Consider the following 12,699-nt stretch of genomic DNA (forward strand, 5'->3'; position numbering starts at 1 on the left):
GGTTACGAGAATTCGACGCAGACGTCAGATGACTCCGTCGGCGCGCAAGCCAACGAGCTCACTGTCGTCCAGGTGTAGAAGCTGGGCCAGAATCTCGTCGGTGTGTTCCCCGAGGCCTGGCCCCAGAGTGCGAATCGTGCCCGGGGTAGCGCTCATTTTGGGAAAGGGAGCGGCCATCGGCAGCTCGCCGTATTCGATGTCGTCGACGGTCACGATGGTGCCGCGTTCGCGATAGTGCGGGTCGGCCGCGATATCGGCGATGCTCATGAGCGGCGCCGCAGGGACGTCGGCGTCGCTGAGTAACTTGACTGCGCCGTCGGCAGTCTGTGGCCAGCGACCCATTCGGCGATGATCGGATACAAGTGCTGTTGGTTCGCGACTCGGTCCGCTCTCGTGGCAAACCGTCGATCGGTCGCGAGGTGGGGTTGGCCGATCACCGTGGCGAACTTGCGAAAGAGGGCGTCAGTGCCGGCGTGCAGTGATATGCGGCGACCGTCGGCCGTGTCGAAGTCACTGGCCGGCACGATGCCGAGATTGCGGTTGCCGGCGCGTTCACGTACGTGTCCTTCAGCGCCGTAGGTCAGCAGTGCGTTCTCGCACGCGCGGAACCCTGCTTCGTACAGGCCTAGGTCGATGATCTGTCCGGGGCCACCGTGCTGGTCGCGGTGATACAGGGCGGTTACGGCGGCGAACGCGGCGAGATATGCGGACATGTAATCGATCACCGAGTAGCCGGACCGCACCGGGTCTCGCTCGGGTTCTCCGGTGACGTAGGTCAGTCCGGAGAATGCGCTCGCGATGCGATCGAATGCGCCCCGCTCACGATATGGGCCGGTCAGGCCGTAGCCGGTGATGCACACAATGATTGCGCGGGGGTTGATCTCGGCCATCGTCTCGGGACTCAATCCCCACTTTTCCAGTGTGGGGGGACGGTAGTTCGTCACGATCACGTCGAAATGCGGGAGCATCCCACGGATCAGCTGACGACCCCGCTCGGTGCGCAGGTCGACGGTCACCGATTTCTTGTTTCGTCCTTCTTGCACCCACTGCAGTGATCGCAGGGAATTACTCTCGCCGCCTCCACGAATGAAGTCACCTGTGCCGGGTTCCTCGATCTTGACGACCTCGGCGCCGAAGTCGCCGAGGTACGTGGCGGTCACTGGCGCAGCCAGGACCGTTGCCATATCCAGGACGCGGATTCCCTTGAGGGGTAGCGCAGTTTCGGTCATGTTCCACCTATTAACGGTTCGTTATTAACGTTTGGTAGGTGTGGACTGTATCTTGTGAAGTGAGTCACGGCAAGCGGTGCTCGTGAACGCTTCGAGGAAGGCTGGGAGCATGGAGAACATGTCCGAAAGAGATGCTTCGACCCCCATCCGGCGCCCGCGAGGCACCAGAGAAGAAACCGAGAACGAGCTGATCGACGCAGTGCTGCGACTGCTCAAGCGCGATGGTGTTCTGGCAGGAATCACGCTGCGCGAGGTCGCTAAAGAGGCCGGGGTCAACCACGGGCAGATCTATCACTACTTCGGCACCCGCCGAGGACTGCTGCGCGCCGCGATTATGCGACTACTCGAAGGCAATCGCCCGGACCCGAAAACGCACTGGGACCAACCATTTGCAGACCGTCGCCGGGCCATGTGGCAGATCGCCCTGTCCAAGCGCGATTTCGTCAAGCTCGAGGCGCTCCTCGCCCTCGACGAGGATCCTGACTTTCAGATCTTCCCGGGTCTCGACGCCACTCGTATTGCGCTCGAACGGGACAAGAAGACGGGCGAACTCCCTGCCGACGCGGACGGCGATGTGATGCACGCGCTCAGTGCTGCAACGTATCTCGGATACGGCATATTTCGTGAGAGTATCGCCCGCGACCTCGGGATCGACGCTGTCGAGCTCGACAGCCGCGCTTCCGCGGTGTTCGACCTGATGCTCGACGGGCTACGCGGCGGCCATCAATAACGTATCGCCGGAGAACTGTCGCATCTCGCCCCGGAAGACATCGACACGACAGACCCTCCCCCGCCACCGATGACGCGAGGGTCGCAAACGCCACGTACCCCCTTTGAAGCCAAGGTCATTCCATAACCCAGAGGTATTGATCATTCCTCCGCATTGTCAACCAAAGGCAGTTAGCGTGAATTCAATTGTCCGCTATTGCCGGAGGTGAGCATGTCGGCGTTTCGATCCATGCTGGTTGTGGTGGCCGGCCTGGCACTACTGATCGGCTCATCCCGTGCCACTGCGACAGCTGATCCTCAGTATCCCGTTCCCTATGACCTCTTCGTTCAGGACTCGGTCCGCGATCCATACGGATCCGCGGCGGGCTCGAATGATTGGAACTGTGTACCTTCGGCCGCACATCCAGAGCCTGTGGTTCTTCTACACGGATTGGGTGCCAACCGGTTCAATATGTTCACCACAATCTCACCGTTGCTAGCCAACGAGGGATACTGCGTTTTTGCGCCGACGTTCGGGGAAAACGCGAGCCTACCGGCGCCGTTCGATTCGGTGGGCGGCCTGGGACGACTCGAGGACAGCGCCGCAGAGGTTGGGGAATTCGTCGAGCGTGTTCGCACTGCCACAGGCGCGCAGAAGGTCAGCATTGTTGGCGTTTCCGAGGGCACCCTCGTTGGCAACTATTACGTCAAATACTTTGGCGGAGCGCACGTTGTGGATAAATTTGTATCACTGGGTCCAGCCTGGAGGGGAACTCTGGGTACTGGTCCGAACGGCGACGGCCAGTGGATCCTTGATCTGGCTCCCGACGACGCACGGACTTTGATTCCGTTCTGCGCTGGTTGCCCACAAGGGCTTCCGGCGTCAGATTTCCTGGCGAAACTGTGGGCGAGTGACGCAGGGAGTTATGCAGGCCTCTACGCGCCAAGCGTGACGTACACCAACATCATGACCCGGTACGACCAACTGGTGATCCCGTACACCAGTGGATATGCCGAGGCTCCTAATGCTACGAATATCTTTGTGCAGGATGAATGTTCGCTGGACTTCTCGGACCATCTTGCCATTGCGGCATCACGGGTTGCGACAGGGCACGTGCTCAATGCCTTGGACTCGGAGAGCACCCGCGCCGTGCCCTGCGTATTGGTGACTCCGTTTCACGGGGGTTGATTCGCTCGCGGATTCACCGACAACATTGTCCGATCAAGCTTTTGAACTTATCGATTCCCGCCGAAGAGCTGAATAGCAGTGCAAATACATGGTTTTCGATCAAATCTCCGTCAAACCTGTCCGATATGCCCCTAGGAATCGAAATTATGTTCGACTAAAATTAGTTCATGGACAGTCGGGAGGCGTGGCAATACGACGGCGAGGGCCTCAAGACCGAGGTACTCGACCTCGCGCGCGCCCGGCACCAGATGCAGTCCCGCATGGTCGTGATGATCACGGAAATGTTCACCCGCGACACACTCGGCGGCAAAGGATTCCGGGCCATCGCGCAGTGGCTGCACCTGTCCACGAATCTCGAGATCGGTGAATGCAGCCAACTTGTCGGCCTGGCGCGGTTGTTCATGCTCGAACCTGTTGTCGGACAATCTTTTCACGACGGCGACATCGACGCGTTGAAAGCGCGGCAGGTCGCCCACTTCTGCCAGCACCCGCCCAAGAACATGAGCCTCGCCGACGTCGAGAAAGCCCGCGAGATCCTCCTGACCCTCGCCTCGAAAAAGGTCACCGACTGCGATTCCGTCCGCGCCGCGATCCGGCGGATTCAGAAGCAGTACGGCAACCGTGCCGACGGAGTGCCGGCCGGTGAAGATTCCGAGCTCAACGAGTTCTACGCCTCCCGCGGACTGTACGGGCGAGTCAGCGTGAAAGGTGACCTCGACGCCGTCAACGGCGCCCGTCTCATCGCACTACTGTCCGCCCTCTCGGCGCCCACCCCGGAGAAGGACGGCGTGAAAGACGAACGCACCCCGGCACTTCGACGCGTCGACGGATTCTGCGAAATGCTGCGCCGCTACGAAGCCGCGGGCCTCGGTCCCGTCGAAGGCGGCGTGAAACCGCACCTGACGATCACCGCCACCGCAAAAGACATGACCGATCTTCAGGCCCTCAAAGACATGTTGCCTTCCACCGAGGAACTCGGGTACGCGATCACCAACTGGGCCGGCCCCATCAGCCTCGACACCGCCCGAATGCTGGCCTGCGACTGCGAGGTCACCCGAATCCTCCTCGACGGCAACGGTGTTCCGCTCAATCACGGCATGAAGGCACGCCTTGCCAGCGTCCCGCAGCGGCGGGCCCTGACAGTTCGGGACGGCGGATGTGCCTTCCCCGGTTGCGGCACTCCACCGGGCTGGTGCGACGCCCACCATCTGATCCACTGGCTCGATGACGGCCCAACGGACCTCGACAACCTGATCCTGCTGTGCGGTCACCACCATCGGATGATGCATCACACCGAGTGGCGAGTCGACATCGGAGACGACCGAAAAACCCGGTTCTATCCGCCAATGTCCGTGGATCCGTATCAAGTTCCCGTTCCCGGGAACACACCGCCAACAGCGGCCTGAAAAACCAACGTGTGCACCGGGGCAGAAACATGCCCCGGTGCACATTGCTGCTGAGCTAGTGCATGTCGTTCGCGATGATGTTCTCGATATTCCGTTCCGCCAGAGCGGTAATGGTGACAAACGGATTCACACCGACGTTGCCTGGAACCAGGGAGCCATCCATGACATAGAGTCCCGGATACTCGGGAAGCCGGCCGTAATTGTCGGTCGCCTTACCCAGCACGCACCCGCCGAGCGGGTGGTAGGTCAGTTGATCGCCCCACGTCTGGACCGGACCGAAAAGATCGGTGCGATAGATAGTGCCTTCCTTCTTGTTGATCTTGTCGAACACCTTCTTGGCCATGGTGATCGACGGTTGATTCTGGGAGCGTTGCCAATTCAGTCCAACCTTGCCGGTGGTGGAGTTGAACTGGAATTGCGCACGTTCGGGATTCTTGGCAATTGCCAGGTACAGGCTCACCCATAGCTCGGTCCCGGCCGGGAACGGTGCAATCTCCGCGAATACAGGTGCTGTGGAATCGGCCCAGTTGTCGATACCCATCACCGGTATCGACGCTTGCTTTGCCCCTGTCGCGTCCCACATGTGATTGGCGCGGGCCACCATCACGTTACCGTTGTGGCCCCATTCCTGGCCGACGGCTCCCGGTAGGTTCGCAAGTTGCCCTTGCGCTTTCATCGACACGAGCAACTTGCTGGTTCCGATGCTTCCCGCTGCAAAGAAGACCTTGTCGGCAACAACCGTCTTGGTTCCGACGGTGTTTCCCTGCTCGTTGATCTGGTTCATCACTACCTGATACCCACCGCCGGTTGCTGCCGGCGACACACTGGTCACGACGTGCAGTGCGGAAATCGTCAGGCGTCCGGTTGCCGACGCCGCCGCGAGGTAGGTCTTGTCGAGGGACTTCTTGCCCGCGTTGTTTCCGAAAATGACCTCGGACGCCAGGGCGGACTTGGCAACCGCCCCCGAAGCCTCCTGCTTCATGTAGTTGAAGTCGTAGACGTTAGGAACGAATGTTGTTGTGTAACCTGATCTCTCGGCGGTCTTCCGGCCGGTTCTCGCGAATGCGTAATACTCGGTCGACTCGAACCAGGCAGGATCGATATTGTTCACACCCAGCGCAGCGTTGGCCCGCGGGAAGTAGGTCGAGTACATCTCTTCGGAATCGACACCGGGAAGGATTTCCTCGAAGTAGTTGCGCTTCGGCGTCACCGCCATTCCGCCGTTGACAAGCGATCCGCCGCCCACCCCGCGACCCTGGTAGACCTTGATCCCACCGAAGTCCTCGGCGTCGAGAACGCCGACGTATCGGCTGATGTTCTTGTCGATCGAACCGCCCGAGAAGTGCGAAACCGGTTGTACTGTGCGATCTCTGAGCCAGAACGAACGACCATCCGGCGAGAGCGTCGGGCAGAAGATCTTACCGTCGGATCCCGGGGTGGTCCAGGATCGGCCCATCTCGACCATGTGCGTGTCGATACCGGCCTGCGTCAATCGCAGTGCGGCGACTGCTCCGCCGTAGCCACTACCTATCACCAGGGCCGGAACGCGGTCACCGTCACTCAGCGCCCGTCGGGGCGAGGCCGCTGCCGTCGTCCACGACGAAGACAATGCGGCAGCGCCTACAGCTAATCCTGTTGCGGCAAGGAAGTTTCTACGCGTCAGCCCGGAAGTGGTACGCGCGTATCGGTCCTTGGATCCAGCTCGAATGCTCAAGTGACTCCTTCTTGTTCGGTTGGCCCCCGCGCAGAGATATACCGTTCCCGAACAACTCCGATGAGCAATACCCGTCGGTAACATCGAGCAGTCGTTCATTTCAAACAAAAGTGACCGGTGAACACACGGTTCACCGGTCACTTAAGGAAGATGTGGATCAGGGAAGAGCGATACGCCCCTCGACGGCACCGAGGCCGATATCGGTTCGGAAATGCCCACCGGGAAGCTTCACGAGTGCAATCTTCGCGTAGGCGTCGTCGCGGGCTTCGGCAAGATCCTTACCCACTCCGACAACACTCAGCACACGACCGCCGGCCGACACCACGGCGCCGTCCTCACGCTTTTTGGTGCCGGCGTGGAGAACGCCCTCGGCGTCCGCTCCGGTGATCACGTCACCTGTGCGCGGCGTCGCCGGGTAGTTCTCTGCGGCAATCACGACTGTGACGGCACTGCCGTCGCGCCACTGCAACGGACCAACGGAATCAAGCGTGCCGGTGGACGCGGCGTTGAGCAATCCGCCCAGCGGCGTTTCGAGCAGCGCCAGAACTGCCTGCGTTTCCGGGTCACCGAATCGGCAGTTGAACTCGACAACGGCCGGTCCGTTGACACCCATCGCGAGGCCGGCGTAGAGGAGGCCGGTGAAACCGCTGCCACGTGCAACCAACTCCGCGGCGACAGGCTTCACGACGTCGTCGACGATCTGCGTGACCATCTCGTCCGGCAACCACGGCAACGGGGTGTACGCACCCATGCCGCCGGTGTTGGGTCCGCTGTCACCGTCGCCGACGCGCTTGTGATCCTGCGCGGGCAGCAATGGAACAACCGTCTCTCCGTCGACGAGGCAGAAGAGCGACACCTCGGGTCCGTCGAGGAATGATTCGAGCAAGACCGGGTGGCCACTCTCGAGCAGTTCGGCAGCGTGGTCACGCGCTGCGCCGCGGTCGGTCGTAACTACGACGCCCTTGCCAGCGGCCAGTCCGTCGTCCTTGACCACCCAGTTGGGGCCGAAACGATCGAGGGCCTCGTCGAGCTTGGCGGGATTGTCGACGATCTCACTGTGAGCGGTCTTGACACCGGCAACAGCCATGACGTCCTTGGCAAAAGCCTTGGAACCTTCGATGCGGGCTGCGTCGGCAGAAGGCCCGAAGCAGGCGATACCGGCTGCTCGCACCGCATCGGCGACACCGAGCACCAGCGGAACCTCAGGACCGATGACAACGAGGTCTGCCTCGACCTTTTTCGCCAACGCAGTGACAGCCTCGCCCGACGCGACGTCGACCGGGTGTTGCTCGGCGATCTTGGCGATACCGGCATTACCGGGCGCGCAGATCAGGGCCGTGACACCTGGATCGCGAGCAAGAGAGAGAAGGAGGGCATGTTCACGGGCTCCGGAGCCGATTACGAGTACGCGCACGTGAACAGACTACGGCCCCACACCGGTGCGTCTCGCAGCGTGTGCCACCTGGGGGTTCCCGGTACACAAGACAGAACAAGGTCGCGCAGTCCGATCGGGTTGACCGGACTGCGCGACCCTGCCGACGGCGCGTGTCAGACCGTCAGGTCGTAGAGAGTCACTCCATCCACTGTGGTCGCCGTGAAGTTCTCGGTCACCCATGTCGAGATCGCGGTGGCCGTTCCTTCGGCGTTCATACCGCCGCCCATTCCGCCGCCTGCGATGAAGAAGTGAATCTTCCCGTCCGCCACGTACTGCTGGAACTGCTCGAGCGTCGGCGACGGATCGCTACCGTTGAAGCCGCCGATCGCCATGACCGGAGACTCCGTCGCGAGTTGGTATCCCGACGCACTGTTCGACCCGATTGCCGCCGCTACCCAGGTGAACTGGTCGGCGTTCTCCTCGAGCTTCTCCACCACAGCCGCACCGGGGGTGCTGCCCCGCAGGAGCCCACCTGCCGAACCGCCCATGCCACCTCGAGCGCCGTCGATTGCAGTCCCCGGCGTGACAGCAACTCCCGGGGTTGCGCCGGCACCTGGGGCCTGACCCATTCCGGTGGGCGGTGTACCCATTGCGGCGCCCGCGCCGCCAGTAGGTCGGGTGGCGCCCGCGCCGCCAGTAGGTCGGGTGCCACCGTCGCCTGCTCCACCAAATCCCCCGCGACCATCACCCGGTCCACCCATTCCACCTTGAACACTGGGGCCGGCGGAGACTATCGAACCGGTGTGCGGAGTGTTGATCGTGTCGATCGCATAGGCGCTCGGCCCGGCGAGTCCCGTGAACAGCGCCGCGAGTACCACCGCTACTGCCAGTCGTCCCCGAGTGATCGCGGGAATCAGCATCGCCGCCGCGGCAACAATGCCGACCGCAAGAATGGTCCACCGCAGCCACGGGACAAACGACGGTGCGCGTCCCAGCAATACCCATGCCATCGCCACAGTTGCCGCCAGTGAAACAGCCAGGACGATACGAACCCACACAGTTTCGCGGCGACGCCACAAGAGCACGGAGCCCGATCCGACCAGCGCGGCAATCGCCGGGGCCAGCGCGACCGTGTAGTAGGCGTGGAAAATTCCGGCCATGAAGCTGAAGGTCAGTCCGGTTACCAGCAACCAGAGACCCCACACGATGAACGACGCGCGCTGCGTGTCGACACGAGGTGCCTTACCCCGCACTACGATTCCGGCAACAAGCAAAATGAGTGCTGCCGGAATCAGCCAGGCTATCTGGCCGCCCTGGGCCGATTCGAAAAGCCGCGTGATGCCAGTGGTACCCCACATGCCGCCACCGCCGCCTGCGCCACCCGGTGCCGCTCCACCCCCGCCGACGCTGCCGGTCTCGTTGCCGCTCAATCGGCCCAATCCGTTGTAGCCGAGCGTCAATTCGAGAATGGAGTTGTTTTGCGAACCGCCGATCCACGGACGCGAATCAACCGGCCACAGTTCCACGATCGCCAACCACCAACCGGCAGAAACGATCAGACCGCCGAGTGCGGCAAACAGTTGCAGAACCCGCCTGCCCAACTTCGGAGGACCCGCGATCAGGTAGGTCGACGCCAACGGCGGGACGACAAGCATGACTTGCAACTGCTTGGTCAGGAAGCCTAAGCCACAGAACACACCGACCAGCACGAGCCACCGGGTTCGGCCGTCTTCGACGGCTCTCATCATCGCCCATACTGCCGCGATCATGAGGAGAACCAGCAGCGCGTCGGGGTTGTTGAACCGGAACATCAGTGCGGCAACAGGAGTGAGCGCCAGAACCAGCCCAGCGAGGAGTCCCGCGGCGGCGCCGAAGTACCGGCGAACGGTAGCCCACAACAGCGCGACCGAACCGACACCGAGCAACGCCTGCGGCACCAACATCGCCCACGAACTGAGCCCGAAGATGCGCACGGACAACGACATGAGCCACAGCGACATCGGCGGCTTGTCGACGGTAATCGAGTTGGCCGCGTCCGAAGAGCCGAAGAAGAAAGCCTTCCACGACACCGAACCAGCTTGCACCGCAGCGGCATAGAACGAGTTCGCCCAACCGGAAGCTCCCAACCCCCAGATGTAGGCAACACCGGTACCCACAAGAAGCGCACCCAAAGCCCACGGCTCCCAGCGCACGGAACGTGGCGGTTCGGGAAGCGGCGCGACGACACTCTCCTGTTCGACAGTGGCGGTCATCGAGTAACTCCTACAGGTTGTGCGGAACGGAATACCCAGCGAAGTGCAATAAATCGACTCACTGTGGCAACAAGATTGGCGATGACCAGGACGGCCAGCTCGATATGTTTGGATGCGTCAGGGGCCGCGGAATGCAGCACGAACAACGATCCACTGGTGAGAAGGAGCCCGAACGCGAATACCAGCAGACCTTGTGCCTGATGGCGCCCGGAACCTTCCGAACCTCGAATACCGAAGGTGAAGGCACGATTGGCCGTGGTGTTGAAGACCGCAGTCACCAGCAGTGCAACTGCGTTGGCCCACTGGGCACCCATCACGGAGTGCAGTGCGAGGTACAGGAGTGCGTAGGCCAGGGTCGAGACAACACCGACAACGGCAAACCTGGCCAACTGCCCGACCATCCCGCGTGGCACACCGGGAACCAGCGGCTCCCGTCCGAAGCTTGCCCGAAGGTCCGCCAGCGGCAGAGATCCGCTCGACAGTGCTCGGCCCACGCGCACTACTCCTTTGATATCGGCAACTGCGGTGGCAACGATGTCGACTCGGCTGTCGGGGTCGTCGACCCAGTCCACCGGTACCTCGTGGATTCGCATCCCGGACCGCTCGGCCAATACGAGCAGTTCCGTGTCGAAGAACCATCCTGTGTCCTCCACCAACGGAAGCAGTTGGCGCGCAACATCGAGGCGCATCGCCTTGAATCCGCACTGGGCGTCGGAGAACCGGGCGTGCAGTGCGCTGCGGAGAATGAGGTTGTAACTGCGTGAGATGAACTCACGTTTGGGGCCGCGAACGACCCGCGACGAACGTGCCAACCGGGATCCGATCGCGATATCCGAATGCCCGGACACCAACGGTGCGATCAGCGGCATCAATGCATTGAGATCGGTGGAGAGATCCACGTCCATGTACGCGACAATGTCGGCGTCGGACGCACTCCATACCTGCCGCAGCGCCCGACCCCGCCCCTTCTCGTCCAGGTGCACAACTCGGACGTCGTCGAATTCCTCGGCGAGAGAGTGTCCGATTGCCAATGTACCGTCGACACTGGCGTTGTCGGCGATCGTTATCCGCGCCGGATAGGGAACGTGGGTTCGTAGGTGGTGGCGCAACCGCCGAACGCACGTGGCGAGGCCGGCTTCCTCGTTGTACACCGGGACCACCACGTCCAGCACTACCGCCGTCGTGGAACGTCCCCCAGCGTCCGTGGTGCCCACGGTCTGCATGGCTTCTGTCGTCATGCGTCTCAGAATCGCCCGCTACGCCGTGATCACTCTGGACACGGGCTGGGAGTTTCCTGGCAACCAGATTCCCAGACGACGAGCTTTCCTGCCAACCGACGGGTTTCCTGCCAAACACTGTGCGGGATAGCCTTTGACCTATGCCTTCAGTATTCAGCGCCATCATCAACGGGGACCTACCTGGCCGTTTTGTGTGGGAGGACGACGACGTCGTTGCCTTCCTTACTATCGCGCCGGTGACACAGGGCCATGTACTGGTAGTTCCTCGTACCGAGGTAGATCAGTGGCAGGACGTCGATCCCGAACTTTTTGCCAAAGTGACCACAGTTGCACGCACGATGGGACAGGCCGTGCGCAAAGCGTTCGACGCGCCGCGCGCCGGGCTCCTGATCGCCGGTTTGGAAGTGCCGCATCTGCACGTCCATGTTTTTCCCGCATACACAATGGGAAATTTCGACATCAGTGGCGCCGATCCGTCGCCGTCGCCTGAATCTCTCGAAGACGCCCAAGCACGTCTGAAGGCAGCACTTCGCGAAATCGGACATACGAGCAACGTTTCAGCGCGCTGACGGTTAACTGTGAGAGTTGCCGCAATGTCCGATCCAGTGTTGCGGCCGTCCACTTTATTCCGTTTATTGACGGTGACCTGCACTTCCACATTCCGAACAGTCCGTTTACGTTGTCGCACAACAACGAGTTTCGCTGCTACCGTTGAGCGCTGGTCGCAGGACCAGCGCCCAACGGGACACACCAGTTGGGACCATTCGGAGGAACGGAAGCAATGCAGGAACGCGCCAAAATCAGTCGCCAGCAGATTCTCCGCGGCGCGGCTGACCGTTTCGAAATCTCTGGGTACGGCAGCACCAGCATGAATGACATCGTGTCCGCGTCACGGATGACCAAGGGCGCGGTTTACTTTCACTTCTCCTCCAAAGACGAACTTGCCCAGGCCGTCATCGACGAGCAGCATCGCATTTCCCTGGCATCGTTCTCTGCAGCTGCGTCTACCGGCGCCCCGGCATTGGAGCAGGTCATCATGGTCTGCAACGAGATCGCTCGACAATTGATCTCCGATCCAGTCGTTCGCGCCGGCATCCGACTCACCTTGGAGCTCAATACTGCCGACGGCCCCTTCGAGCCCTATCTCACCTGGATTCGAGAACTTCAAAGGCTGGCCGACATCGCACAGCAAGAAGGCGATATCCGCCAAGACGTCACACCCGAATCCGTAGGTCGTGTTGTCACGGCGACATTCACGGGCGTGCAAATGGTCTCGAACGTGCTGACGCGTCGAGCGGATCTCTCGGAGCGCATCGACGAGTTGTTCGTACTGCTCCTTGCCGGTGTGGTCTCGGAGAAGCGTCGCAGTGACATCGACACCCTGGTGAGAACCCGCCTCGAGTCCTACGTCGCCTGACCGGACTTTCCGCGAACTCGGCAGCGGTGGGTCGCGCACTCCGCGTGTGGCACTCGACACGCCGAACGTCGATTACCACTTGTCTCGTACAAGCGTGCAACTTCGTCGAGAAGTGCCTGTCGCTGGACTTGTTCGAAGATAACGCAGGTAATCGTTCTTTTTTTCACCTTC

The 12,699-nt window shown here is 61.4% G+C and carries 11 protein-coding genes; 5 read left to right on the plus strand and 6 right to left on the minus strand.

The window, feature by feature from the left end; genetic code table 11:
- Positions 1–24: 24 nt before the first annotated feature.
- Both FEZ60_RS07115 and FEZ60_RS07120 read right to left on the minus strand, forming a co-directional pair.
- On the minus strand, positions 25–267 hold the full coding sequence (locus FEZ60_RS07115) for a CoA transferase (protein ID WP_242484463.1): 243 nt from the start codon (positions 265–267) through the stop codon (positions 25–27).
- Entirely contained in the window at positions 264–1,229 is a 966-nt protein-coding gene (locus tag FEZ60_RS07120) for a CoA transferase (RefSeq protein WP_172935791.1), read from the minus strand. Before FEZ60_RS07120 ends, FEZ60_RS07115 begins: the two co-directional genes overlap by 4 nt.
- Positions 1,230–1,347: 118 nt before the next feature.
- On the opposite strand from FEZ60_RS07120, the gene FEZ60_RS07125 reads away from it, so the two are divergent.
- From FEZ60_RS07125 to FEZ60_RS07135, 3 genes are all read left to right on the plus strand, one after another.
- Complete coding sequence (locus FEZ60_RS07125; RefSeq protein WP_162487754.1) at positions 1,348–1,959, plus strand: TetR/AcrR family transcriptional regulator; 612 nt, start codon at positions 1,348–1,350, stop codon at positions 1,957–1,959.
- A 210-nt stretch (positions 1,960–2,169) separates the two neighbouring features.
- On the plus strand, positions 2,170–3,126 hold the full coding sequence (locus FEZ60_RS07130) for an alpha/beta fold hydrolase (protein ID WP_080711701.1): 957 nt from the start codon (positions 2,170–2,172) through the stop codon (positions 3,124–3,126).
- A 167-nt stretch (positions 3,127–3,293) separates the two neighbouring features.
- Positions 3,294–4,532, plus strand: a complete 1,239-nt coding sequence (locus FEZ60_RS07135) for an HNH endonuclease signature motif containing protein (RefSeq protein ID WP_172935792.1) — start codon at positions 3,294–3,296, stop codon at positions 4,530–4,532.
- Positions 4,533–4,587: 55 nt separating this feature from the next.
- Here the strand turns inward: FEZ60_RS07135 and FEZ60_RS07140 are convergent, their stop codons facing one another.
- From FEZ60_RS07140 to FEZ60_RS07155, 4 genes are all read right to left on the minus strand, one after another.
- Positions 4,588–6,246 carry a GMC oxidoreductase gene (locus FEZ60_RS07140; protein WP_033232261.1) on the minus strand — a complete coding sequence of 553 codons (1,659 nt, stop codon included), beginning with the start codon at positions 6,244–6,246 and terminating at the stop codon, positions 4,588–4,590.
- Positions 6,247–6,403: 157 nt separating this feature from the next.
- Complete coding sequence (purD, locus tag FEZ60_RS07145) at positions 6,404–7,660, minus strand: phosphoribosylamine--glycine ligase (RefSeq protein WP_095888285.1); 1,257 nt, start codon at positions 7,658–7,660, stop codon at positions 6,404–6,406.
- Between the two features lie 134 nt (positions 7,661–7,794).
- Positions 7,795–9,873 carry a glycosyltransferase family 39 protein gene (locus FEZ60_RS07150; RefSeq protein ID WP_172935793.1) on the minus strand — a complete coding sequence of 693 codons (2,079 nt, stop codon included), beginning with the start codon at positions 9,871–9,873 and terminating at the stop codon, positions 7,795–7,797.
- Complete coding sequence (locus FEZ60_RS07155; protein ID WP_172935794.1) at positions 9,870–11,111, minus strand: bifunctional glycosyltransferase family 2/GtrA family protein; 1,242 nt, start codon at positions 11,109–11,111, stop codon at positions 9,870–9,872. The genes FEZ60_RS07150 and FEZ60_RS07155 overlap by 4 nt, the downstream gene beginning before the upstream one ends.
- Positions 11,112–11,251: 140 nt before the next feature.
- On the opposite strand from FEZ60_RS07155, the gene FEZ60_RS07160 reads away from it, so the two are divergent.
- The gene (locus tag FEZ60_RS07160) at positions 11,252–11,680 is read left to right on the plus strand and encodes an HIT family protein (RefSeq protein WP_033232265.1); all 429 of its coding nucleotides are present in this window, start codon (positions 11,252–11,254) and stop codon (positions 11,678–11,680) included.
- Between the two features lie 212 nt (positions 11,681–11,892).
- Positions 11,893–12,528, plus strand: a complete 636-nt coding sequence (locus FEZ60_RS07165) for a ScbR family autoregulator-binding transcription factor (RefSeq protein ID WP_172935795.1) — start codon at positions 11,893–11,895, stop codon at positions 12,526–12,528.
- Positions 12,529–12,699: the final 171 nt, after the last annotated feature.

This window comes from Rhodococcus sp. MS16, from assembly GCF_013277795.1.
Taxonomy (GTDB): domain Bacteria; phylum Actinomycetota; class Actinomycetes; order Mycobacteriales; family Mycobacteriaceae; genus Rhodococcus_F; species Rhodococcus_F globerula.

What these genes read in the sequence shown, in the direction of transcription:
- FEZ60_RS07120 (WP_172935791.1), bottom strand. Translation starts at nt 1,229, where the DNA reads ATGACCGAAACTGCGCTACCCCTCAAGGGAATCCGCGTCCTGGATATG.
- FEZ60_RS07165 (WP_172935795.1), top strand. Translation starts at nt 11,893, where the DNA reads ATGCAGGAACGCGCCAAAATCAGTCGCCAGCAGATTCTCCGCGGCGCG.
- FEZ60_RS07150 (WP_172935793.1), bottom strand. Translation starts at nt 9,873, where the DNA reads ATGACCGCCACTGTCGAACAGGAGAGTGTCGTCGCGCCGCTTCCCGAA.
- FEZ60_RS07115 (WP_242484463.1), bottom strand. Translation starts at nt 267, where the DNA reads ATGAGCATCGCCGATATCGCGGCCGACCCGCACTATCGCGAACGCGGC.
- FEZ60_RS07155 (WP_172935794.1), bottom strand. Translation starts at nt 11,111, where the DNA reads ATGACGACAGAAGCCATGCAGACCGTGGGCACCACGGACGCTGGGGGA.
- FEZ60_RS07125 (WP_162487754.1), top strand. Translation starts at nt 1,348, where the DNA reads ATGTCCGAAAGAGATGCTTCGACCCCCATCCGGCGCCCGCGAGGCACC.
- FEZ60_RS07130 (WP_080711701.1), top strand. Translation starts at nt 2,170, where the DNA reads ATGTCGGCGTTTCGATCCATGCTGGTTGTGGTGGCCGGCCTGGCACTA.
- FEZ60_RS07135 (WP_172935792.1), top strand. Translation starts at nt 3,294, where the DNA reads ATGGACAGTCGGGAGGCGTGGCAATACGACGGCGAGGGCCTCAAGACC.
- FEZ60_RS07160 (WP_033232265.1), top strand. Translation starts at nt 11,252, where the DNA reads ATGCCTTCAGTATTCAGCGCCATCATCAACGGGGACCTACCTGGCCGT.